Annotated in this window: 19 protein-coding genes, 4 tRNA genes and 1 other RNA gene; 8 read left to right on the forward strand and 16 right to left on the reverse strand. The window is 65.2% G+C overall.

Translation table 11 applies throughout. The annotated features are described in order from the left end of the window. Positions 1 to 6 precede the first annotated feature (6 nt). Positions 7 to 1065, reverse strand: a complete 1059-nt coding sequence (locus D9V34_RS12525) for a D-2-hydroxyacid dehydrogenase (RefSeq protein ID WP_121686968.1) — start codon at positions 1063 to 1065, stop codon at positions 7 to 9. Positions 1066 to 1161: 96 nt separating this feature from the next. On the opposite strand from D9V34_RS12525, the gene D9V34_RS12530 reads away from it, so the two are divergent. Beyond that, a complete protein-coding gene (locus D9V34_RS12530; RefSeq protein WP_245991774.1) occupies positions 1162 to 2076 on the forward strand; it encodes an NAD(P)-dependent oxidoreductase in 915 nt (304 codons plus the stop codon). Between the two features lie 79 nt (positions 2077 to 2155). On the opposite strand, the gene D9V34_RS12535 is transcribed toward D9V34_RS12530, so the two are convergent. Then, a tRNA-Lys gene (locus D9V34_RS12535) sits at positions 2156 to 2231 on the reverse strand. Between the two features lie 138 nt (positions 2232 to 2369). Next, positions 2370 to 2445: transfer RNA gene (locus D9V34_RS12540), tRNA-Lys, on the reverse strand. 145 nt (positions 2446 to 2590) lie between these two features. Here D9V34_RS12540 and D9V34_RS12545 point away from each other — a divergent pair. Both D9V34_RS12545 and D9V34_RS12550 read left to right on the forward strand, forming a co-directional pair. Further along, on the forward strand, positions 2591 to 2905 hold the full coding sequence (locus tag D9V34_RS12545) for a putative quinol monooxygenase (RefSeq protein ID WP_121686969.1): 315 nt from the start codon (positions 2591 to 2593) through the stop codon (positions 2903 to 2905). Positions 2906 to 2948: 43 nt separating this feature from the next. Beyond that, on the forward strand, positions 2949 to 6146 hold the full coding sequence (locus tag D9V34_RS12550) for an ATP-binding protein (RefSeq protein ID WP_121686970.1): 3198 nt from the start codon (positions 2949 to 2951) through the stop codon (positions 6144 to 6146). 59 nt (positions 6147 to 6205) lie between these two features. Here D9V34_RS12550 and D9V34_RS12555 read toward each other — a convergent pair whose 3' ends face one another. The 4 genes from D9V34_RS12555 to D9V34_RS12570 are packed head-to-tail and all read right to left on the reverse strand — an operon-like array spanning position 6206 to position 10826. Next, positions 6206 to 7120, reverse strand: coding sequence for an AvrD family protein (locus D9V34_RS12555; RefSeq protein ID WP_183091780.1), 915 nt, complete (start codon positions 7118 to 7120; stop codon positions 6206 to 6208). An 11-nt stretch (positions 7121 to 7131) separates the two neighbouring features. Next, positions 7132 to 8574: an MFS transporter gene (locus D9V34_RS12560; protein ID WP_121686972.1), complete on the reverse strand. Its 1443-nt coding sequence runs from the start codon at positions 8572 to 8574 to the stop codon at positions 7132 to 7134. Beyond that, positions 8571 to 9353, reverse strand: a complete 783-nt coding sequence (locus tag D9V34_RS12565) for an alpha/beta fold hydrolase (protein ID WP_121686973.1) — start codon at positions 9351 to 9353, stop codon at positions 8571 to 8573. Before D9V34_RS12565 ends, D9V34_RS12560 begins: the two co-directional genes overlap by 4 nt. Before the next feature lie 21 nt (positions 9354 to 9374). Continuing rightward, positions 9375 to 10826 (reverse strand): FAD-dependent monooxygenase, encoded by a 1452-nt coding sequence (locus tag D9V34_RS12570; RefSeq protein WP_121686974.1) that lies wholly within the window; start codon positions 10824 to 10826, stop codon positions 9375 to 9377. A 102-nt stretch (positions 10827 to 10928) separates the two neighbouring features. On the opposite strand from D9V34_RS12570, the gene D9V34_RS12575 reads away from it, so the two are divergent. Next, positions 10929 to 11543 (forward strand): TetR/AcrR family transcriptional regulator, encoded by a 615-nt coding sequence (locus tag D9V34_RS12575; protein WP_121686975.1) that lies wholly within the window; start codon positions 10929 to 10931, stop codon positions 11541 to 11543. A gap of 74 nt (positions 11544 to 11617) precedes the next feature. On the opposite strand, the gene D9V34_RS12580 is transcribed toward D9V34_RS12575, so the two are convergent. Together D9V34_RS12580 and D9V34_RS12585 are read right to left on the reverse strand one after the other, a co-directional pair. Then, positions 11618 to 12472, reverse strand: coding sequence for an ABC transporter permease (locus D9V34_RS12580; RefSeq protein ID WP_121686976.1), 855 nt, complete (start codon positions 12470 to 12472; stop codon positions 11618 to 11620). Beyond that, positions 12469 to 13467, reverse strand: a complete 999-nt coding sequence (locus D9V34_RS12585) for an ATP-binding cassette domain-containing protein (RefSeq protein ID WP_121686977.1) — start codon at positions 13465 to 13467, stop codon at positions 12469 to 12471. Before D9V34_RS12585 ends, D9V34_RS12580 begins: the two co-directional genes overlap by 4 nt. A 202-nt stretch (positions 13468 to 13669) precedes the next feature. Between D9V34_RS12585 and D9V34_RS12590 the strand changes: the two genes are divergently transcribed. Next, on the forward strand, positions 13670 to 15544 hold the full coding sequence (locus D9V34_RS12590) for a fibronectin type III domain-containing protein (protein WP_121686978.1): 1875 nt from the start codon (positions 13670 to 13672) through the stop codon (positions 15542 to 15544). A 112-nt stretch (positions 15545 to 15656) separates the two neighbouring features. Here the strand turns inward: D9V34_RS12590 and D9V34_RS12595 are convergent. Continuing rightward, positions 15657 to 15732 (reverse strand) — tRNA-Lys (locus D9V34_RS12595). Between the two features lie 126 nt (positions 15733 to 15858). On the opposite strand from D9V34_RS12595, the gene D9V34_RS12600 reads away from it, so the two are divergent. After that, entirely contained in the window at positions 15859 to 16656 is a 798-nt protein-coding gene (locus D9V34_RS12600) for an inositol monophosphatase family protein (RefSeq protein WP_121686979.1), read from the forward strand. Positions 16657 to 16751: 95 nt separating this feature from the next. Here the strand turns inward: D9V34_RS12600 and ssrA are convergent. The 6 genes from ssrA to prfB form a co-directional block, all read right to left on the reverse strand. Then, positions 16752 to 17123, reverse strand: a transfer-messenger RNA (tmRNA) gene (ssrA, locus tag D9V34_RS12605). Between the two features lie 196 nt (positions 17124 to 17319). Further along, positions 17320 to 18057, reverse strand: a complete 738-nt coding sequence (locus D9V34_RS12610) for a tyrosine-protein phosphatase (protein WP_121686980.1) — start codon at positions 18055 to 18057, stop codon at positions 17320 to 17322. 144 nt (positions 18058 to 18201) lie between these two features. Further along, positions 18202 to 18678 (reverse strand): SsrA-binding protein SmpB, encoded by a 477-nt coding sequence (gene smpB, locus D9V34_RS12615; RefSeq protein ID WP_121686981.1) that lies wholly within the window; start codon positions 18676 to 18678, stop codon positions 18202 to 18204. Positions 18679 to 18776: 98 nt separating this feature from the next. After that, complete coding sequence (gene ftsX, locus D9V34_RS12620; protein ID WP_121686982.1) at positions 18777 to 19697, reverse strand: permease-like cell division protein FtsX; 921 nt, start codon at positions 19695 to 19697, stop codon at positions 18777 to 18779. Beyond that, a complete protein-coding gene (gene ftsE, locus D9V34_RS12625) occupies positions 19694 to 20668 on the reverse strand; it encodes a cell division ATP-binding protein FtsE (protein ID WP_121686983.1) in 975 nt (324 codons plus the stop codon). Before ftsE ends, ftsX begins: the two co-directional genes overlap by 4 nt. Positions 20669 to 20766: 98 nt before the next feature. Further along, positions 20767 to 21876: a peptide chain release factor 2 gene (prfB, locus tag D9V34_RS12630; protein WP_030148581.1), complete on the reverse strand. Its 1110-nt coding sequence runs from the start codon at positions 21874 to 21876 to the stop codon at positions 20767 to 20769. Between the two features lie 64 nt (positions 21877 to 21940). On the opposite strand from prfB, the gene D9V34_RS12635 reads away from it, so the two are divergent. Next, positions 21941 to 22025: transfer RNA gene (locus tag D9V34_RS12635), tRNA-Leu, on the forward strand. Between the two features lie 67 nt (positions 22026 to 22092). Further along, the gene (locus D9V34_RS12640; RefSeq protein ID WP_121686984.1) at positions 22093 to 22923 is read left to right on the forward strand and encodes an aldo/keto reductase; all 831 of its coding nucleotides are present in this window, start codon (positions 22093 to 22095) and stop codon (positions 22921 to 22923) included. Positions 22924 to 22988 lie beyond the last annotated feature (65 nt).

The raw sequence follows: 22988 nt of genomic DNA on the forward strand, positions 1-22988 counted from the left end.
GTGCTGCTAGTAGAACTGAACCGTGTCTACCACGTTCTTGGGGGTGGATCCATCCAGAATCGCGGTGGCGTTAGCCACAAACAGCTCGGCGATGCGTCGCTCCTCGGCGGCATTCAGCGCGGCGGTGTGCGGGCTGACCAGCACGTTGGGCAGGTCCCACAGTGCACTGGTGGGATCCAGCGGCTCGGAGGCAAAGACGTCGAGCGCGGCGAAGCCCACGCGGCCATCCTGAAGCGCCACGGTCAGGGCATCCTCGTCGATCACGGTGCCGCGTCCGACGTTGACCACGGTCACGCCGGGCTTGACCAGCGCGAGCAGGTCGGCGCTGAGCATCTTCTCGGTTGCGGCGGTCCCGGGCAGGGTCACCACGATCGAGTCGGCGCGGCCGATCACCTCGGCAATGTTGTCGGGGTGCACGATCTCGGAGACTCCGGGAACGTCCACCGGGCGACGGCTGGTTCCGATCACGTGCGCGCCCAGGGCGTCGAGCTTACGCGCAACCTCGGCACCGATGCCGCCGAGTCCGAGGACCAGAATCGTCTGCTCCGATACCTGACCCATCTCCCAGCGGTCGGTCCACGCGTGCTCGGACTGCTGCTTCTGCAGACGCGGCAGGGTCTTGGCCCCGGCGAAGACGCCAAACACGGCGAACTCGGCCAGCGGTCCGCCGTGCACGCCGGCGGAGGTGGTGAAGGTCACCCGGGCAAGGTCAGCCTCGGAGAGTCCGGCGGCCTTGACCTGCCCGCCACCACCGGCTGCCATGATCTGCACCCAGCGCAGCGCGGGGTTGGCGGCCACGGTGCGAGCGAGGGCCGCGGGGTTGACGTCGGGGATACCGTAGAGCACGTCGGCCGAGTCCAGCAGCTCCTCGAAGCGGGCCTGCTGCTCGGGGGTTCGGGTGAAGGAGGGATCGCCGGCAAAGTCGGCGGCAAAGCGCATCGGGGGCAGCAGGTCAGCCTCGCGCACCAGGTCGATTCGCGGCTCACGCTCGGTGATCAGGGTGGCGAGTTCCTCGGGCAGCGGGGTGGCCACAACTACGCGGAGGCGGGTGGGGGAATCGGTCATGACGACGCGGACCTTCCTTTCGACGATGAGCGGGGTCTGCCCCCATCCTAACCCCCGGAGGCCAACTCTCTGAACGGAGTTCGATATAGTGGCCGCATGATGGTGATCAATGATGTTCCCAAAATTGGTGTTGGCGTGATCGGACTCGGCTCGATGGGCGCGCCGATGACCCACAATCTGCTCTCTCATAGGGCGGATGATGTGGAGGTCTTCGTCCAGGGCCGTCGCCCCGAGAAACTGGTGCCGTTTGTCCAAGCGGGCGCGACCGCGCGCAATACCCCGCGCGAACTGGCAGTAGATTCCGAGATCGTGATCGTGATGCTGCCGGATCTCGCACAGCTGGAACAGGTGCTCGCCGGACCCGACGGCCTGCTCGCGGGGATCACGGCACCGACCCTCCTGGTGGTGTGCTCCTCCGTCTCCCCCGCCGGGCTGCGCGACCTGGCCGCGCGCCTCACTGCCGACACCGACGGCCTGCTGCGCGTGGTGGATGCTCCGGTCTCCGGTGGCACCGAGGGGGCCGAGGCGGGGACCCTGTCGATCATGGTGGGTGGCGATCCCGAGGATGTGGCGCGGGTTCTGCCGATCCTGTCCACGATGGGAACCCCGCTGCATCTGGGACCGCTGGGCTCGGGCCAGGTGGCCAAGGCGTGTAACCAGATGATCGTCGCCGCCACGATGACCGCGGTGGCCGAGGCGGCCGTGGTCGCCGAGCGGGCGGGGATCGACGTGGCCGCCCTCCTCCCCCTGCTCCAGGGCGGGTATGCGGGTTCGCGGGTGCTGGAGACCAAGGCCGAGCGGATCATTACCCGGGACTACACCCCGACCGGGATCGCCGCGTTTATGGTCAAGGACCTCACCGCCGCGGTCGCCGAGGCCGACGCAACCGGCACCGCCGCCCGCCAGCTGCGCACCAACCTGGGGGTCTTCACGGACCTGGTGGACGCGGGCCTCGGCGAGGAAGATCTGGCGGTGGTGCACCGCTTCGCCGAGATCGACCCACTCGATTAGGTTCCCGGCTCCAACTACAGGCCGCAAAACACAGGCCGCAAAACCAAGAGTCCCGGCGGGAAACTCGCCGGGACTCTGTTGGTGCACCCCCTCGGACTTGAACCGAGAACCCACTGATTAAGAGTCAGTTGCTCTGCCGATTGAGCTAGAGGTGCCCACGCCGTAACCGACGTGATACCTCCACTGTACCCAGAGAAGGCAGCGAGAAAAAATCGACACCCGCGTGGCGCACCACCCGGTGTCGCGGAAAAACACAACACCCCGATTCCATGCGGAATCGGGGTGTAATGGGCTGGTGCACCCCCTCGGACTTGAACCGAGAACCCACTGATTAAGAGTCAGTTGCTCTGCCGATTGAGCTAGAGGTGCGCGCTAAACACTGCGGTGTTTGGCAACGTCACAACTATACACACAATCCCACACACCTCCTATTCGTGACACGTCCGGGCGCGTCTCGCCCGCGGCGCAATAGCATCGGGGCATACAGTTTTGCCCGTCGATCAAGGGACGCACCATGTCTGCCGTTGTAGTCACCGCCGTGTTCACACCCGTACAGGGTCAGCTTGAGGCCGTGCTGGACGCCCTGCGTCCGGCGATCGAGGCGGTGCAGACCGAGTCGGGATGCGAGCTCTATGCGATCCACCAGCACCCGAACGGTGACATCGTGATGATCGAGAAGTGGTCGAGTGTGGAGCAGCTGGACCGCCATGGCGAGGGTCCGGCCGTGGCCGCCCTCAACGCCGCACTGGTGGGCCTGCTCGAGCGCCCCGCCGATGTGACTCGGCTGATCCCGATTCCCGTGGGCGACACGATTCGCGGCACCCTGTAGCCGGAACCGCCACACCGGCGCCCGAGAATCGTATAATCGGCACGTGAGCTTCGCCGACCCGATCCTGCGTGTTCTCGGCCCAATCCGGGTGGGCGAGACCCCCGTCTCCGGCGAGCGCGCACGGGTTCTCCTCGCCGTACTTGCTCTGGCTCAGGGTGAGCCCCGCTCCCCCGGATACCTGGCCGACGAGCTGTGGCCCGAGCAGCCCCCGGCGGATCAGCGTGGTGCCCTTCAGGCCCTGGTTTCCCGGGTGCGGAGGCTACTGCCCGCCGGAACCCTCACACTCGAACCGGCCGGATACCGGCTGAGTATCGACTCCGACCTGAGCCGCACCCACGCCGCCCTGCGCACCCCGCAGGATCCCACGGCACTGCGCGACGCCCTGGGGCTCTGGAGCGGGGATCCGGGGTCTGACCTTGATCCGTTCCCCGTTGCCGACGATCTGGCCACCCACGCCAGGGACACCCGGATCGTACTACTTCGATCCCTCGGTACCCTCCTCTCCGGCCCCGATCCCGCCGGCGCACGGGGATTCCTGAACGAACTGTGCGCGCTGGAGCCCCTGAGTCAGGACGATCATCTGACACTGATCCGAGTGCTTGATGCGCTCGGAGAACCCGCGGCAGCTCTGGCCACCTTCGCGTCCCTGCGCGAACGCCTGGCCGAACAGCTGGGCACCGACCCGAGTCCCGCGCTGCGCGCCGAGCATGCCCGCCTCCTGCGTGCAGACTCCGCCGCGAGCGATGTCGAGGTTCGCACCCCCACGGCCGTGGACACCCTCGATCTCACCCCCGTGACCGTGTGTATGGGACTGCGCGGATTTGCCGATGCCCTGATCGGCCGCGACGCGGATGTCCACACCCTCGAGCAGGCCCTCCACCAGCACCGTCTGGTCACCATCCTGGGTCCCGGCGGTCTCGGAAAGACGCGGCTCGCTCAGGCGGTCGCCCACTCCTGGCGGGGTCAAATATCGCGGATCGTGGTGGCCGAGCTGGCCGGTGTACGAAGCGCGGAGGATCTTCCCCGCACGCTCGCCGCGCTGCTGGGTCTGCGCGACAATCTGGCCGATGCCCGCGTTGGCGATGCCCCACGCCTGGACCTCGCCGAACGTGTTCTCGCGGCCCTGGCACAAACCCCGACCCTGCTGGTGTTGGATAACTGTGAGCATCTGATTGATGCGGTTGCCGCCTGGAGCGCGGACGTGCTGGGGGCCTGCCCGGAACTACGTCTGCTCGCCACCTCGCGGTCCCCGCTGCTCGTCCCCGGCGAGCGGGTATATGAACCCACACCGCTGGCCTCCGGGGATGCCGAGATGCCCGGCCCCGCGCTCCTGCTCTTTGCCGAGCGCGCCCGCGCGGCCCGGCCGGATGCCCGGTTCGATCCGGTCCTTGTGACCGAGCTGTGTGAGCGCCTGGACGGGCTCCCGCTGGCCATCGAGTTGGCCGCCGCGCGCACCCGGGTGCTCACCCTGCCGCAGATCCTGGGCGGACTTGAGCACAGTCTCGGGGTGCTGGATCCCCCACGCTCGGGTGGTAACCGGATCGCGCCGGACCGCCACCGCACCCTCACCGCGGTGATCGGGTGGAGTTGGAACCTACTGACCGAACGCGAACGGGAAACCTATCTCGTGTGCTCGCTCTTCCCCGACGGGTTTGGGCTTCCCGCGGCCTCGTCCGCCCTGGGTCGGGATGCCTCCGAAGACCTGGAGGGTCTGGTCCTCCAATCGCTGGTTCGAGCCTCCGAGGATCCGGTCACCGGAACGATGCGCTTTCGCATGCTGGAAACCATTCGTGAGTTTGGCACCGCCGAGCTCGCGCTGCGCGGGGATACCGATGCGTTTCGGGATCGCATCATCGCCTGGGCCGAGGCGAGCGCGCTGGAGCTTCTGCCGCGCACCGACGGCCCCGAACAGGCACAGGGGTTTGCCCTGGTGCGGCTCGAGCACGACACGTTCATGTGGGCCCTGCGTGGTGCCCTGGAACGGGGCAATGCGCACGCGGCCCTGGCGATCTTTGGACTGGTGTCGTTCTATCAGGCTCGGCTCAGCATCTACACCGACGCCGATGGGCTGGCCGCGGCCATCCTTGCCCTGCCGCGCGTGGAGCGAAACTACACCGGGGTGCGCGCAAATGCCGCGGGCCTCGGATTTGTGGTGCTCGGCGTCTTTGGGCTGTTTGATGATCTTCGGACCGGGGTGACCGCGCTCACACGAATTCGCAAGATGCTCGACGCGGGGGCGGTCACCGATCGCCGGATCGAGGCGTTCTATCGGATGCTGCATGGCTCCGCAGCACCCGATCGCGTGATGACCGTGCTGCACACGATGGCGGAGGACCCCGAGCCCCAGGTTGCCGTCTACGGTCTGCTCCTGGCGGCACAGCTGGCCGAGAATGCCGGACGAGCCCAGGAGGCCATCAACTTCGCGCTGCGCGCCGAGAAGCTCGCGCGCGTGCTCGGCGACCTGTGGACACTCACGATGACCCGCGTGGTCCTCGCCCAGCTCACCAGTGAGGTCGCAGATATCGAGGACTCCATTGCCTGGGCGAAGCTCGCACTGCCCGGACTCACGACCCTGGGCCTGGCCGAGAACCGACGTCATATCCTCTGGCTCCTGGCGATTTACACCGAGTCTCCCGCCGAGCTGGAACCGCTGATCACCGATGAACCCAGCCCACATATGAACAGCACCGAGGAGGATTTCCGATCGGTCGCGTGGGCCGGTCGCGCCGAACTCGCGCTGAAAAACGGCGAGCGCGCCCGCGGTCTGGAACAGTATCGTCTCGCCGAACGCAACTTTGCCACCCCGATTGCCCGCGCCTATGCCTGGTACACGATGGTGGCGTCGGGCTCCCTCGCCGCGCACGGTCTGGCCCGCGAGCCTGAGCTTGCCATGTTCCGTCGCCTGCGCACCCGCGCCATCGCGCTGCAGCGCATCGGCGGTATCCACACGGACATGCCCGTGTGGGGCTCGGCCCTGCTCGCGGTTTCCACGCTGGGGCTCAGCACCCCCGAGGTTTCGGACCTCTCCCTCGAGCTCTTTGCCGTCTGCCGATCATTCTCGGCCCGGCAGGAACTCCCGGCTCTGCGCTACTCCGTTCATGAGGCCGCCCATGTGGAGGTCGCCGGCCCCGAGGCGGTGGCCCGGGCACTGACCGCGGCCGATGCACTGAGCGCCCGGGCCCGGGTGGAGCGCGCCGTCGCGATTCTGCGGGATCCCCGCTGGCGGGCCGCGGGGGCCTAAACGCACAACGTCGATATCCCTGAGGTCCGTCTGTCCGGGCGAACGGATGATCGAGAGCATCAGGCAGCCCGGGCCACCGGACCGTGCGGAATCGCGTGAGCCAACGAGAACCGGGAGTCCACACCGTAGCCACATGCCTGCCCGGCGAAAATGCTGAAGACCCGGTCGCCCACGTTCATCGTGCGGTGCTGGTCAACACTCACGCGCGCTTCGGCTTGGCCTGGCTGCCCGGGTGGATTAATCCAGCCCTCATATTTCCGCATCCAGAGTGTGTCGCTGTCCTCGCGAGAGAGGCCATCAACCGCCGCGATCAGCGCCTGAGCGGTCTGGGAGCACGCGACGATATTTGCGACCACCCGCAGGTCTCCGGGCACCGCCTCGACCCGACCGGAGAGGCCGATTCTGCACCGCGCCGTGTGTGCCTCGGCATCCACCTCCACCCGGGTGAGCGTAATCACGGGGGTGTCTCCGGCCCGGTGCGAGGCACGACCGCTTTCGCCCCAGTCGTTCGTGATGATGGCGTAGTCGGCCGAGGTGCGCATGTTGCCGATTTTCACCTCCGCGTGCACGGCCCGATTCTGCACCGACAGAATCCCGAGGATGGGGACGTTGTCGAGCGCTTCGATGGGGGCCGACCCGGCTCTTAAGACGACGTGGGTCAGCGCGGCGATATCGGTGGGCGCGATGCTGCCGCTACGCCGGTTCAGCTCACCAAACCGGCTGCCAATATGAGCAAGGAAGAGCACCACATCGATGGTGCTGAGGTGCGGCAGACGCTGCACCTGACCGCGTCGGCCCCAGTCCGCCGGATATCGCACCATCGCCGAGCCCTGGACGCTCCAGGTCTGCGGATCTCTGGCCTGGAAGCTCAGCGAAGATTGTTGTTGTGCACCTCGATAGAGGGAACCGAAAAATCGGCCGGACGCGTCGCCCAAGAGCTCATCGATGGACGCGGCTCTGATTGGTGTATTCATGGTGTTACTCCTCATTTCTCACTCCGATCGGTAGTTCCGATCCGAACGTCCTCTCGTCGCGAGTACATGGTGATGATCGAGACAAGACCAAAAACCAGCGCAATCACGGCGCTGGCGATCCCCACCGAGCGGAATGCCGTCACCGCATCGGCGCGGGCGAGGGCGGGGATGAACACCGCCCCAAACAGCGAGACGGCAACGGCTTCGCTGCCGACACGAATCGTGTTGATCCAACCCGCCGCCAGGCCCGCGTTGTTTTCCGGAGCCACCGCGAGAGCCTCGTTATCAACGAGCCCGGCGTGAAGTCCAAAACCGATACCGAGCACAACCATGACCGCGGCCAGCACACCCGGAGGGGAACCCGCGAAGCCCGCGATTGCCGCCGACCCGAGCACCATCAGAACAACCGCGATGGCCAAGACCGTCCGCGGGGCCGCGCACCGGCCCACCAGGAAGCCGGCCACAAGCGGGACGCCCAGCGTCGGCAGGGTCATAAACATCACAAAGAGTCCGGATTCGGTGGGACTCACGCCCCAGGCCGCCTGCACCAGGCTCGGCACATAGGTCACACACGAGGCAAAGCTAAAGCTGGCGACCACCACCACGAGGGTGACCCCCAGAAAGCGAGGCCGGCCGATGAGCCGAAAATCGAGAAGCGGCACCCGGACTCGACGCTCTCGAAGGATCAGACCCAGCACACACAGCCCCCCAATCGCCACCGGAATCAGCGTGCCCGGGGTGATCCAGGTCCCCGAGGATCCCGCCACAAATGCGGATACGAGTGCGGCAATCACACCAAAAAAGAGCAAAGCTGCCGGCCAGTCAAACGCGCCGGGTGCCCGCGGTTCACTCCGGGTAATGTCCCGGCAGGTCAGCATGATGACCACGGACAGGATCAGCAGCACACCCTGGATCGCAAAGATATGGTTCCAGCCCACCGCCTGTGTCACGATTCCGCTCAGGGTGGGGCCACTGGCGAGCGAAAGCCCGGCCACGGCCCCCATCAGGGAAAAGGCACGGGCACGCTCGGGCCCTGAAAACGCAAGCGACAGCAGCGCCGAGCCCACGCTGAATATGGCACCGGCACCGATGCCGGCAAGAATCCGAGCCGCGTCGAGAAGCAGATAGTCGGGGGCACAGAAACTCACGATGGACGCACCAATAAAGATCGCCCCGCCGAGACTAAAGGACCGCCAGCGTCCGATGCGATCGGCGAGCGACCCCCACGCCAGGGTCGACGCGGCAAATGTGATGTTGAACCCGTTCAGCGCCCACTGTTGACCCACCGGATCAGGACCGAGAGCCGCCGCGATATCGGCGAGCGCAACCGCGGTCCCCGAGACCGACAGCGGCACCACAAATACCGCGATCAGAACGGCGGCCGCCAGTCGATAGCGCTGCCCGGGTCGTGATGCTCGCGGGACCACGGTGCGGCCCGGCGACGTCCGGATCATGTGGCCTCCCCGGATACGAGGATGGATTCAAGGACCGCGTTAAACGCCACGGCTTCCGTGTGATGGGGAAAGTGTCCCGCATGCTCAATCACGTGGGGTGGCTCCTGACCCAAAAGCTCGGCGATTTCGTGCGCAATTGACACCGGCACATCCGGGTCCTCGGCACCGTGAATCAGGGTGATTGGGACGGCAATGTTTCGAAGGTAGGCTCTCGGGTCATACTCCCGGTGATCCGCGTAAAGCGCGGCGATAAACGGGCTGGACGCAAACACCTGTGCCCGAGCCCACGCGCCGAACGCCTCGGAATCCGCGCCCGAATACCATGAGGAGACCATCCGTGACAGGGTGGCAATTCGATTGCTCGCCAGCTGTTCGCTCAGGGACAGGACGGCAGAATCGGGCGAACGGGTCCCCAGATGAAAGGGGGCGTCGACGGCGACGATGCGCCGCAGCCGTTGCGGTTGGTCCCGCGCGGCTTCGATCGCGAAGGTTGCCCCCATCGAGGTGCCCACCAGCGTGACTCGATCCAGGTTCAGGGCTTCCAGGAACTCGACGATATCGGAGGCGATCTGCGCAATGGTGTTGCCATCGGCGCGCGCCTCGGTGTAGCCGCACCCCCGCCAGTCGGGCTGAATCACCCGATATCGCGCGGCGAAGTGCACGGCCTGTTGATCCCAGACGCGCCCGCTAGTTCCCCACCCGTGGAGGAAAACCAGGGGCGGTCCCTCCCCCGCATCGGTGTAGTGGAGGTTGATGGTGTTGACGCGGATGAATGGCATGGTCTTTCCCTTCGAATTCGGCTATCGCCGCCACCCCAGTTGGGTGAAGGTATGCACACGGATGGCATCGGGATCCAGGCGTTGATCGATGTGTTGGTCGGGACGAACAATCAGCGCCGTGCGCGCAGGACCAATCACGGCGCGGAATCCGAGACCACCGGCAATCCCGGCCAGGTCGATCACTCGGAAATACCCGGGTGTCTCGGCGCGCACGCGCAGCACAGTGCGTTGCCAGTGCGCGGCGGAGTACACGGACCCTGGATACAGCAAAACGGTGGGTGAGGTCCCGTCGATCGAGGCGCGGCGATGCGCCGCCGAGGCAGGCAGGGGCGGAACCCGGTCGTGACCCGCCCCATACTCCGTATCAAGCTGCGCTAGCTGGCGCAGGCCCGGGAGAGCGGGCGCTTCCCGCCCGTCCTCACCATGCTCGTCCACCCGGGCTGTTTGCGCGCGGGTGAGGGCAAGAACCGTGTCCACGTGGGCACGGCGCTCCCGAGCATAGTCATCCAGGCTCGTCTCGCCCAGGTGCCCCAGAAGCACCCGACCCAACCTCCAGCCGAGTGCAATCGCATCCTGGATGCCGGTGTTCATCCCCTGTCCGGAGGCCGGAGTACCCACGTGGGCCGCATCACCGGCCAGCAGCACCCGACCGGCACGGTAGGTGGCGGCCTGGCGAGTCTCGGATCGAAAGTCTGCCCGATACCGAACCGTGCCAATCCGCCCCGAGATCTCAAAGCTATCCAGGAGGTGCTGTATGGCGAGCCTGACGGATCCCTCCTCCGGGGAAAGGTTACTGGTGGCGAACCGAAAGAGGTCGGCACCGATGGGGGCAATCGCCAGGCTGCGCTGCGAATCGAAATAGTACGAGCCCTGATCGGCGGCGATGCCCTGGGCAACTGCGTCCACGAGGGTATAGTCGACCGGCACCACCTCCCCCACAAAGGCGATTCCGGCGCATTCCCGTACACGAGATTTACTGCCGTCGGCACCGATCACCCAGGCAAACCGTCCGTACTCGGGTGTTCCGTCTGCTCGACGCAGTGTCGTGAGCACCCCGCTAGCATCCTGGGACGCATCCAAAAATTTGGTGCCGCGCTCGACGTGCACCCTGAATTGATGGAGTCGCTGTTCACACAGGAATTCAATATCTGGTTGAGGCAGCGTCAGGGCAAACGGAAACTCCGTATCCGTCAGCTCAGCGAGGTCGTGGATCTGCGGTGACTGTCCCCGCTGAGTGAAACCGACATGTTCAATCTGGTGCGCCTGCCTCAACAGAGGCTCGGCCAGATTGAGCCGAGCCAGAAGTTCCAGAGACCGGGGCCACACCACGTTGGCCTTGCTGTGCCGAGTGGCACGCTCGCGATGATCGATGATCCTCGCGCGAACACCGGCGTGTGCGAGCTCATGGGCGATGACGAGCCCTACCGGCCCCGCCCCGACGATCAACACATCGGCATCGTTCACGCTTGTCATCACATCCCCTAACTGAAACACGAATGTTTCATGCTAGGCATGACTACAGGACTTTAAGTTCTATGTTTCACAAAAAGTGGATGCCATCTGTACAATTATCGAATGAGTGAACTGAGCGAAGAACTCCGGGAAAAGGTCTTTGGCCAGAGCCTCTCCGACGGTGCCGTCGCAAAAACAACACGTATTCTTGTCGCCGCGGATCGCCTTCTCCGCACGAACCCGGCCGCCACTCTCGACGACATCGGTGCCGAGGCCGGAGTGTCGCGGACCACGGTCTATCGCAGGTTTCCCACCCGCCAACTTCTCATCCTGACCCTGTCTCGCTGGGCGGTGGGAAGAATTGCCGAGGCACTGGAGCGTGCGAGTATCGGAGTCGTCCCCGCCTATGTGGCGCTTTATCAGGCGACCCGAAACGTGATCGCTGTCAAGGTGAGCCTCGATTACACGCGCGGCCTGCCCCTACCCGAAGACCCCGTCGTGAGTGAGTATCAGGAACAGATGACCCACACGGCCATCCGGCTGGTGGAACAGTGCCAGTCGGAGGGCATCATCAGCAATGACGTGGATCCTGGATGGGTGCGCGCCATGTTCTATGCCATCATCCACGCGGCGACCGGTTTCGACTCCCACGACGCGGAGACGGTCGATGAGGACGTGCTGGCCCGACGCATCGTTGATTCACTCCTCCACGGCGTGGGCACCGGACGAACACTGTAGCGCTTCCGAGAACACAAAACCGCGCCCTCCCCGGCCGGCCGAAGCCGGCCCCTGGGGAGAGCGCGGAGAAGGCGCTAGGCGCGGCGCATGTAGGCGCGCACCGTGAGCGGCGCGAAGATTGCCACGATCACGGCCGAACCCAGCAGCGGCCAGACGGCCTCGGTCGTGAAGGCACCGGTGTTGAGCACATCGCGTACGGCGGTGACCAGGTGGGACACCGGGTTAATGTTCACAAACGCCTGCAGCCAGGTGGGCATGGTGTCCACCGGGACGAACGCGTTGGAGAGGAAGGTCAGCGGGAACAGGATGATCATCGAGATGCCCTGCACACTCGAGGCCGACCGGGCAATGACGCCAAAGAAGGCGAAGATCCAACTGATCGCCCAGGCACAGACGATCACCAGCAGCGCGGCACCGATGACCGACCAGATTCCTCCGTGCGGACGGTACCCCATGATGAAGCCCATCACAAAGGTCAGGGTGGTGGCGATCGCATAGCGCACGGTGTCGGCCAGTAGCGCCCCGGAAAGCGGCGCGATGCGGGCGATGGGGAGTGAGCGGAAGCGGTCAAATACCCCCTTGTCCATGTCCTCGCGGAGCTGGGTTCCGGTGACCACCGAGGTGGTGATCACCGTCTGAACCAGGATGCCCGGGATAATCACCGGCAGATAGTTCGAGACGTCCCCGGAGATCGCACCACCAAAAATATACGTGAACATCACGGTGAAGATGATCGGCTGCAGGGTCACGTCGAAGAGCTGCTCCGGGGTGCGCCGGATCTTGAGGAGGCCGCGGTAGGCCATCGTCAGCGAGTGCCGGATGCTCTCGCTCAGACTCACCCGATTTCTCAGGGTGCGTTCGTGGGCGGGGACGATTGTGCTGCCCGCAAGACCGTGGGTGCGGGATGTGGGTGCGGTGGTGGTACTCATGCGTGGGCTCCCTCGGGGATCGCGGCGTTCTCGGTGTCGTCGGTGTCGTCGGTGGGTTTACCGGTGATGCTCAGGAAGACATCATCCAGGCTCGGCTTGTGCACGCTGAACTCCTCCAGCCGGATGCCCTCCCCGCGCAGTTCGATCAGCAGGTCGGTCACCCGCTCGGGATCGCTCAGCGGCACGGTAATCCGCGCGGCCTCGGCCGAGGTGGTGCCCGATACCCCGAGCACACGCTCGGCAATGCCCAGCGCGCGCTGGGCCAGCAGCGGCTCGCCCAGCCGCAGTTCCAGGGAGGAGGTTCCCACCTGGGCCTTGAGTTCGTCCCCGGTACCCTCGGCCACCACGCGGCCCCGGTCGATGACGGCGATCCGGTCGGCCAGCTGGTCGGCCTCATCCAGATACTGGGTGGTCAGCAGCACGGTGGATCCCCCGGCGACCAGGCGCCGGATGGTCTCCCACATCTGCGCACGGGTGCGCGGGTCCAGGCCGGTGGTGGGCTCGTCCAGGAAGATCAGCGGCGGCTGGGAGATCAGGCTTGCCGCCAGATCCAGCCGACGGCGCATTCCTCCGGAGAACTTCTTCAGCGGGCGCGAGGCGGCCTCGGTGAGTCCAAACTCCTCCAGCAGATCGTTGGCCTTGATCTTGGCCTCTCGGCGCCCGAGTCCCAGCAGGCGGGAGAAGAGCACGAGGTTCTCGGTGGCCGAGAGCCCCTCATCCACCGATGCATACTGTCCGGTCACGCCGATCAGCTGGCGCACGATCTGCGATTCGCGCTGCACGTCGTGACCAAAGATGCGGGCCTGCCCGGCGTCTGGACGCAGCAGCGTGGCCAGCATCGAAATGGTGGTGGTTTTGCCCGCCCCGTTGGGGCCGAGCACACCGTACACGGTGCCGGTGGCAACCCGAAGGTCTACCCCGTCCACCGCACGGTTGGTTCCAAAAGTCTTCACGAGTCCGTCGGCCTCGACGGCCCATTCGGTGTGTGTGTTCACAGGTGTCCTTTCAACGTCTCGAGGTACACACTGCCGGGTCACACTGACGCGGCACCGACGCGGCCACCTCCGCGCGTCAGTGCCCGCAACAAGGCTCACCCGGTTCCCCCTCACAAAATGGCGCAGCGATGATGCGACATTGAATCACCCCACAGGTGAAACCGGTGTTTTGCTTCCTTCGCGCGCGTCATAGCGTGGCAGTATGTCCAGAATTCAAGCTCGCACCAAGTCTCGCGGCGCCCTGGCAGCTCTCAGCGCCGGCGTCCTGCTCTCGGTGGTCCTGATCCCGGGAACCCCGGCGATTGCCGCCACCCCCTCGACCGAATTCCCCGGCCGCACCATGGGTAGCGGTGCCTACGGCTACGTGGGCCAATTCGGCATTAGCCAGACTCAGACCACCCCCAAACCCCTCGACTTCGCCTTCCCCTATGGGGTTTCGGTCCGCGATGGCGTCATCGCCGTGGGTGACTCGGGGCTGGCCACCTGGGAGGCCCCCAACCAGCAGGCCGCCGGGCACAACCTGCAGACCTTCACCCTGCAGCCGGGGCTGGGCACCAACGGTGCCTATCAGGGCGATGGTAAGTGGGCCGTGGAAACCCACGAAGCCGATGCAAACCCGCAGGGAATCGTCCAGCCCAAGTGGCAGACCCCGGACGATCCCAAGGGCCCCCGTGGCCAGCGCGGCACCGCGATCGACTCGAAGGGTAACGTGTATGTGCTGAGTTCGGATGCGATTCCCAACGTCCGCAAATACTCGCCGACCGGTGAGCTGCTGCTCTCCTTCGGCGACGGTCACACGCCCGGCCCAATCAACTGGCCCGTGGGCATCGACGTGGACGAACAGGACAACGTGTATGTCACCAGCCAGGGCACCAGCGCGGTGACCGTCTGGGACACCAACGGGAAGTTCCTCAGCTGGTGGAGCGTCTATTGGGCCGATGGGGAGAAGCTACCCTTCGTCGACCTGACCGGTGTGCAGGCCGTGGCCGTCGATGCCAAACGCGGTGCCGTCTACATCGGTGATATTCAGGATGAGGGTCGCCCCGGCCGCATCCACAAGCTGTTGCTCACCAAGACCACCGACCACAATGTGGATCCGGGCAATAACCCGGCAGGCTGGACCTGGAAGATTGATCCCACCTTCGGCACCGGTGGCTATGTGGAGCTTCCCAAGCTGTTCCTGGGCAAGAACCACGTATTCGGGCTGGCCGTGGACGAGAACAACGGGAACGTCTACTACTCCGCGAGCACCGGCAATGTGAGCTGGCTCTCCCCGAACGGTGCACGCCTGGGCACCATCGGCACCTCGACCGGTGCCGCCCAGTCCGAGGGTCGAACCTCCGTGGTTCGAGGCATCGACGTGGACAGCTCAGGCATCGTGTATGCGAGTACCCAGCAGACCACCGCGACCAGCAATAAGCGTTCGATTGTGCAGGCCTTCGCACTAACCCCGGATCCGGTAACCGGAGCCACCGCCACCGCGGGTGACGCCCAGGTGGAGCTCTCCTGGACCGCCGTGACTCAGGGATATGGTCAGGTTCCGGTGCTCGACTACTTCATCGAAACCTCGGTTGATGGTGGCACCACCTGGACCGCGGCTCCCGCGGGCACCACAACTCGCGCAGCCAGCACCGCCACCACCCGCACCATCGCGGGCCTGACCAACGGAACCGAGACCTCGTTCCGGATTCGCGCGGTCAGCGAGGCGGGAATGGGCGACCCGATGATCGTCACCGCCACTCCGGTAGCTACGGTCACACCGACTCCCACCCCGACCGTGGACCCGACCCCGACCGTCGACCCCACGCCCACCGTGGACCCCACGCCGACCGTCGACCCGACACCCACCGTGGACCCGACCCCGACCGTGGACCCCACGGTGACTCCGACCGCCGGACCCACCGCGACCGCGGACCCGAGCGACCCGCCGGTGGTTACCCCGAAGCCGACCGATCCCGGTCAGCTCTCCAAGACCGGTTCCGATAACCTGCTGCCCCTGGCGGGTATCGCGGTTCTCATCCTGATGGCCGGTATTGCGATGCGTGCACGTGCACGTCGCGCCGGACACGAGGGCTAGCCCTCCTCATCCCGAGTGCCCTCGGCCACGGTATATTCCGTGGCCGAGGGCACTCGGGTTTCCGGGCCACACAGGCAACACAAAGCCCCGACCGGAAACCGGTCGGGGCTGATGGTGCACCCCCTCGGACTTGAACCGAGAACCCACTGATTAAGAGTCAGTTGCTCTGCCGATTGAGCTAGAGGTGCGTTGTCCGGATAACCGGACAAGAGAAGACTTTACCAGTGCCGCACGCTCTTTTCCAATCGGGGCGCGTGTCGCCGTGTCGCCCGGCATGGCGCGGATGTCCAGGGGAAAACGCTAGGCTATTGCGCATGACTCTCGATGCTTCCTGGACCCCCGAAGAAGACCTCGCGCTGGCCTTGCGTTTGGCCGATGTCGCGGATGAGATCTCACTCGAGCGTTTCCGCGCCGGAGACCTCCGGGTGGACACCAAACCCGACCGCACCCACGTGACCGACGCCGATCTGGCCGTGGAGCGGGCACTGCGAGCGATCATCGAGGCCGAGCGCCCGGGCGACGGGATCCTGGGCGAGGAGTACGGCACCGAGGGCAGCACCGAGCGACAGTGGATCCTCGACCCGATCGATGGAACCGCCAACTTCCTGCGCGGCGTCCCCAACTGGGCCACCCTCATCTCGCTGGCCGAGAACGGCGTTCCGCGGGTGGGCGTGGCCAGCGCCCCGGCGTTCCAGAAGCGCTGGTATGCGGCTCCGGGTGCCGGCGCCTGGCTGGTTGAGGGATCCGCCGAGCCACGCCGCCTGCGGGTGTCCGGTGTACGCAGCATCGAGGATGCCTCGCTGAGCTTCCAGTCCATCGGCCAGTGGCGCGACGCCGGCTATCTCCCCCAGCTGCTAACCCTCGCCGAGACCGTCTGGCGTGACCGCGCCTACGGCGACATGTGGTCCTATGGCCTGCTGGCCGAGGGACTGGTGGATATCGTCGCCGAGTTCGACGTCAAGGAGTACGACATCGCCCCGTTTGTGGCGATCATCACCGAGGCTGGCGGCCGCTTTACCGCGATCGACGGCACCGACACCATTGCCGGGCGCAGCGCACTGGCCACCAACGGCCTGCTGCACAACCAGGTGCTGGACATCGTCACCAAATAGCTGCACCCGGCCAGAGCCACGGCAAGCGCAAAGCAAAAGCCCGGTTCCTTGCAAGGAACCGGGCTTTACTCTTCGCCAGCGTGTGACATGACCGATGGTGGAGATGCGGGGAATTGAACCCCGGTCCACTGCTGCAATTCTGCGTCTTCTACGGGTGTATCCTTCGAAAACGTTTTCTCGGCCCCAACCTTTACCGAAGGCGGTTAGGTTGACAGGCCCAGCCAGAGTATTAGTCCCGCGTACCGCTCAGGCGTCGGCACACAGCAAGTTTCCTAAATGACGCCAGGAACCGGGGCGGAAACAAACCCGGTCTGACGGACTATTCGGGCTCGCTTAGGCAGCGAGGGCGAAGTCAGTGCGCTTAGAGTTGGCACTTATTGGTTTTTCAGAGATCGTTAACGAGATAACCCTGAATCCTCGACCCGCTTCTCGCAGTTTCACAGGCAATGTCGAAACCGATCATCCCCATGCACATTCACGAAGAATGGGTCATGTCACACGCTATTGAATTATCAGGAGCCGAAGCCCACAAACCCCCGAAGGGATGTCCCCAGTATATCCGGGATTGCCCGGGTGGGGAACCACGTTCGCGCGCGGCGATCAGTTTCGCACGCAAACATGCGGGAAACACGTGGTGGTCCAGGCGACGGGCCCGAAGTCAGGCTAGTCCTGCTCGACCAGCAGCGCGCGCAGGCGGTCGCGAATCTCCGGGCCCACGCCGGCCGAGTCGAGGTATCCCTCGAGTCCACCGGGGAGCGCATAGAGGTCTACCAGAACCGACGCGAGGACATCTCGCGGGCTCTCGGTCATGATCCCCAGCAGCTGCGGTGTCACCTCGATGCCCTGGCTCCGCGCCATCTCGGTCATGTGCTCGGCCCAGGCCCCGGCCAGGTTCGCCTGAGTGGCCGCATAGTCGTCCAGGACGTCCTCGCGGTCAACCCCCACGGTCAGCAGAACCAGTGCACTGAGCACACCGGTGCGGTCCTTACCCGCGGTGCAGTGGATGATCGCCGGGGTGGTTGCCGGCTCGGCGAGTTCGGTCAGCACCGCGCGCACGACGTCGGTGTGGCGGAACAGGATCGCCCGATAGAGGTCTCCGAGCCCGAGTCCGGGGGTCGCGGCGGCATCCACCGATCCCTCAAACACCGCGTGGTGCAGGTCGCGGAGGCCCAGACCCTCCACATCGTCGGGCATCGCCGCACGCTCGGGCTCATCGCGCAGGTCGATGATCGAGTGGATCCCGCGTTCGGTCAGCGCCGCGCGTCCGGCCTCCCCCAGATTGTGCAGGGCATCGGAGCGATAGATGACGCCGGTGCGGGTGTGACCGCCGGGGACCGGGTAGCCCCCGAGATCACGAAAGTTGACGGTACCGGGCACGGGCAATGCTGAGGATGCGGTCATACCAATATCCTGGCGTGTGCCCCGGGCCGGTGCAAGGATTTTGCGCACAATGCACGCCCCAAAATAACGCACGCGGCGATCCTCGTTCCCGAGGATCGCCGCGTGAATGATGGGGCTACTCGCCCAGGCAGGCGGGTGGAAGGACTACTCCCCCAGGCGGTTTCGCGTCGCCATCGCGCGGGCAGCCTCACGGGTGTCCTGACGCTCACGCAGTGCGTGACGCTTGTCGTATTCCTTCTTACCCTTGGCAATGGCGATCTCCACCTTGGCGTTGCCGTTATTGAAGTAGATCTTCAACGGGATGATCGTGTAACCGCCCGGGGCAACCTTATGCGCAATCTTGTTGATCTCCTGACGGTGAAGAAGCAGCTTGCGCTTCCGCCGGGCGCTGTGGTTGTTCCAGCTGCCCTGGAAGTACTCGGGAATGTGCACGGCATCCAGCCAGATCTCGTTCCCCTCCACGAAGGCGTAGCCGTCCACCAGGGACGCGCGGCCCATCCGCAGCGACTTCACCTCGGTGCCGCTGAGGACCATTCCCGCCTCGAAGGTGTCCTCGATCAGGTAATCGTGGCGCGCCTTGCGGTTGGTCGCGACAACTTTTTCACCACGTTCCTTGGGCACGGTGTTCTCCTTCTTTGGGCACAGCTGGGCCCGGTAAATGACTCGGGCTGCCCGGGAAACCCGGGCAGCCCATCAGTATATCCGGTTGAGGCCGGAAATTACGCCTTCAGGTATCGCTTGATCGCGAAGTTCGCCGAGAGCGCGGCCAGGATCATGCCCACCAGGATCAGCGCGGGAACCACGATAAACGCGTCTCCCAGCCCGACCAGGTTGGACATCGAGGACGGCACATTGTCCTTGAGGTAGCCCTGCACAAAGAAGTGCACGATCGCGACGATCGCTCCGCCCGCGAGCAGGGACCCAATGAAGGCGGAGATCACCCCCTCAAGGATGAACGGTGTTTGAATGAACCTGTTCGACGCACCCACCAGACGCATGATCGTGATCTCACGGCGACGCGAGTAGGCCGACAGGCGGATGGTGGTGGCGATCAGCAGTACGGCGGCCATCAGCATCAGCGCGGCGATGCCGATCGCGGTGTAGGAGGCCACGTTCAGGACCGAGAAGATGGTGTCCAGGTACTTGCGCTGGTCGGTGACCTCTTCCACGCCGGGGACGCTCGAGAAGGCCTCGGAGATCACGTTGGACTGAGCCGGGTTCTTCAGGTTGACCCAGTAGGTCTCCTGCAGCTGGTCCGGGGTCACGTACTTGGTGATCTCGTTACCGGCGAACTTCTCCTGGAAGCGCTTATACGCCTCATCCTTGGACTCGAAGTAGAACTTCTCGATCACCGGAGCCAGGGCCGCGGACTTCAGTGCGTCCTCGACACCCTTACGCTGGTCGTCGGTCACCGCACCGCCGGCACAGGATTCGCTCAGCGAGTCCTGCGGGCACAGGTAGATGGCCACCTGGGCACGGTCATACCAGTAGCCCTTCATCTGACCGATCTGCATCTGCATGAGGGCGGCGGCCCCCACGAAGGTCAGCGAGATGAAGGTCACCAGGATGATGGAGACAACCATGGACAGGTTGCGGCGCAGGCCGGTGAAAACCTCGCCCCAAATCAGCGACATTCTCATTTGACCGGTCCCACGTTCTGCTCGTCTTCTCCCGTTTGGTCACCATCGCGGCGCAGGCCGAGGCTCTCGGCAATGCCGAGGTGGTCGGCCGCATCTTCGGTTTCCACCTGCGGCAGGTTGATCGCCGAGGTGTGAGTCGGGGCTGCGGGCGTGACCGGAACGGCCGGAATGATCGGCTGCGCGCGGGTCTCTAGCTCGGCGGCGGCGGCCTCGGAGGCCACGGCTGCCTGGGCGGCCAGGGCGGATTCACCCTTGACCTCCTGCGGACGCAGCTCGGGCACGATACCGGTGTTGCCGTATCCGCCGGAACGCTCGTCTCGGACAACCTTGCCCTCGTGCAGCTGGATCACGCGACGGCGCATCTTGTCCACGATGCCCGCCTCGTGGGTGGCCATCACCACGGTGGTACCACCGGCGTTGATGCGCTCCAGGAGCTGCATGATGCCGGCGCTGGTGGCGGGGTCAAGGTTACCGGTGGGCTCATCGGCCAGGAGTACCGGGGGCTTGTTGACCACGGCGCGGGCGATGGCCACACGCTGCTGCTCACCACCGGAGAGTTCGTGGGGGTAACGCTCGCCCTTGCCATCCAGGCCCACCATCTTGAGGACGTCGGGGACGGCCTCCTGGATGAACCCGCGGGACTTACCGATGACCTGCAGCGTGAAGGCCACATTCTGGTACACGGTCTTGTTGGGGAGCAGGCGGAAGTCTTGGAACACCACGCCCAGCTGCCGACGGAAGTAGGGAACCTTCCGGTTCGAGATCGAACCCAGGTCGTTTCCAAGCACGTGAATGGTGCCGGACGAGGGCCGCTCCTCCTTGAGGATCAGCTGCAGACAGGTGGACTTTCCCGACCCGGAGGCGCCCACGAGGAACACAAACTCCCCGCGCTCGACCTCGAAGTCGATTCCGTCGACCGCGGGTCGCTTGGACCCGGGATACATTTTGGTGACGTTCTCATAGCGAATCATGACGTTTCGAGCCTAAGCATGCCGCTGGGCTTTTGCGCGCTGACACGCCAAGAGGGGTCACACTCTCGGGTTTCGAGCCCTGTTTTCTGCGGCGAAGCCTAGTCGCGGTCGGCGCTCTTGCGCCAGCGGATGCCCGCGGTGATGAAGCCATCGAGGTCGCCGTCAAACACGTTGCTCGGGTTGTTCACCTCGTAGTCGGTGCGCAGGTCCTTGACCATCTGGTACGGCGCCAGGACGTAGGAGCGCATCTGGTCTCCCCAGCTCGCGGTGATGTTGCCGGCGAGCTCCTTCTTCTTGGCGTTCTCCTGCTCGCGCTGCACTAGCAGCAGGCGGGACTGGAGCACCCGCATGGCCGCCGCACGGTTCTGAATCTGCGACTTCTCGTTCTGGCAGCTCACCACGATGCCCGTGGGCAGGTGGGTGATCCGCACGGCGGAGTCGGTGGTGTTCACCGACTGGCCGCCGGGGCCCGAGGAGCGGAAGACGTCGACACGGATGTCGTTGTCGGGGATGTCGATGGACTCGGTAACCTCCATCAGCGGCACGACCTCGACCGCGGCGAAGCTGGTCTGACGCTTACCGGCGGAGTTAAAGGGGCTCATCCGCACCAGGCGGTGGGTTCCGGCCTCGACGCTCAGCGTGCCAAACGCGTAGGGGGCGTCGATCTCGATGGTGGCGGACTTGATGCCCGCCTCCTCGGCATAGCTGGTGTCGAGCACGGTGGCCGAATACTTGTGCTGTTCGGCCCAGCGCAGATACATCCGCAGCAGCATCTCGGCGAAGTCGGCGGCGTCCACTCCCCCGGCACCGGCCCGAATGGTGATGACCGCGGGACGCGGATCAAACTCACCGTTCAGCAGGGTCTGCACCTCGAGGTCACCGATCGCGGTGCGCAGCTTTTCCAGCTCGGCACGCGCCTCGGCGGCGGAGGCCTCGTCGCCCTCCTCGTTGGCCAGTTCGATCAGAACCTCAAGGTCATCGAGCCCGTTGGCCACCCGGGTGACACGCCCGAGCGAGGCCTGCTTGTGACTCAGCGCACTGGTCACCTTCTGTGCCTCATCGGGGTTGTCCCAGAGGTCGGGCGCACCGGCCTGCTCGCTGAGCTCGGCAATTTCCGCGCGCAGACGGTCAAGGTCCAGCACGTCACTGATGGTCGCAAAGGTGCTGCGCAGCGCGGCGATTTCGGCACTCAGGTCAAGATCTAACATATGGACCCATCCTAGCCGGGCCTGCACCGCGCGTGCATGCTCGCACGCTACACTGGAGAAACAAGCGCGAGTGGTGAAATTGGCAGACACGCAGGATTTAGGTTCCTGTGCCTTCGGGCGTGCGGGTTCAAGTCCCGCCTTGCGCACCAGTTTTTGATGGTCCCGGTGGGGACTTCCTCTTGACCCGATGCATGACCCGATGGGTAGCATGGGTGAATGACAGCGTCCTTGAGTTTCTCAGAGCTTTCTCTTCCCCCGATTGGATTCGGTACCGGGCGTGCACACGGCCTCGCCGGCATCGAGTCCCTGCACTCGGCCTTTGATGCCGGCTACCGCCTGCTGGATTCGGCCTTCAACTATGAAAACGAGGGCACCGTGGGGCGCGCGGTGCGTACCGCGGGAATCCCCCGCGACGAGTTCATCGTCACCAGCAAGCTGCCCGGCCGCCGCCATGCCCGCGCCGAGGCCACGTTCACGATCGAGGAGAGCCTGTTCCGCACCGGCCTCGATCACATCGACCTGTATCTGATCCACTGGCCGAACCCCCGCGTGGATCAGTATGTCGAGGCGTGGGAGGCCCTGATTGATGCCCGCGAGCGCGGGCTGATCCGACACATCGGGGTGTCCAATTTCCTGCCCGAGCACCTCGAGCGGCTGGAGACCGAGACCGGGGTGCGTCCGGTGGTCAACCAGATCGAGCTGCACCCGTGGTTCCCGCAGGAGGCGGCCGTGATCTACCACCGCGAGCGCGGCATCATCACCGAGGCGTGGAGCCCGCTGGGCCGCGGCAACGGGGTGACCGCCGATCCGGTGATCGAGCGCATCGCCGCCGGACACGATGTGTCCCCGGCCGAGATTGTGCTGGCCTGGCACGTGGCCCGCGGGGTGGTCCCGATCCCCCGGTCGGCGAGCCCCGAGCGTCAGCGACTCAACATCGCCGCCGCCCACATCGAACTCTCCGCCGAGGAGATCGCCCTGATCACCGCCCTCGGCCGCCCCGACGGCCGCCTGGCCGACCAGGACCCGGCGGTCTACGAGGAGTTCTAGCCCCACACCAAAAACGGCGGGCGGTGGAGATCATCTCATCTCCACCGCCCGCCGTTTGTGTATTA

The organism is Mycetocola lacteus (genome assembly GCF_003667575.1).
In the GTDB taxonomy this organism is placed as follows: domain Bacteria; phylum Actinomycetota; class Actinomycetes; order Actinomycetales; family Microbacteriaceae; genus Mycetocola; species Mycetocola lacteus.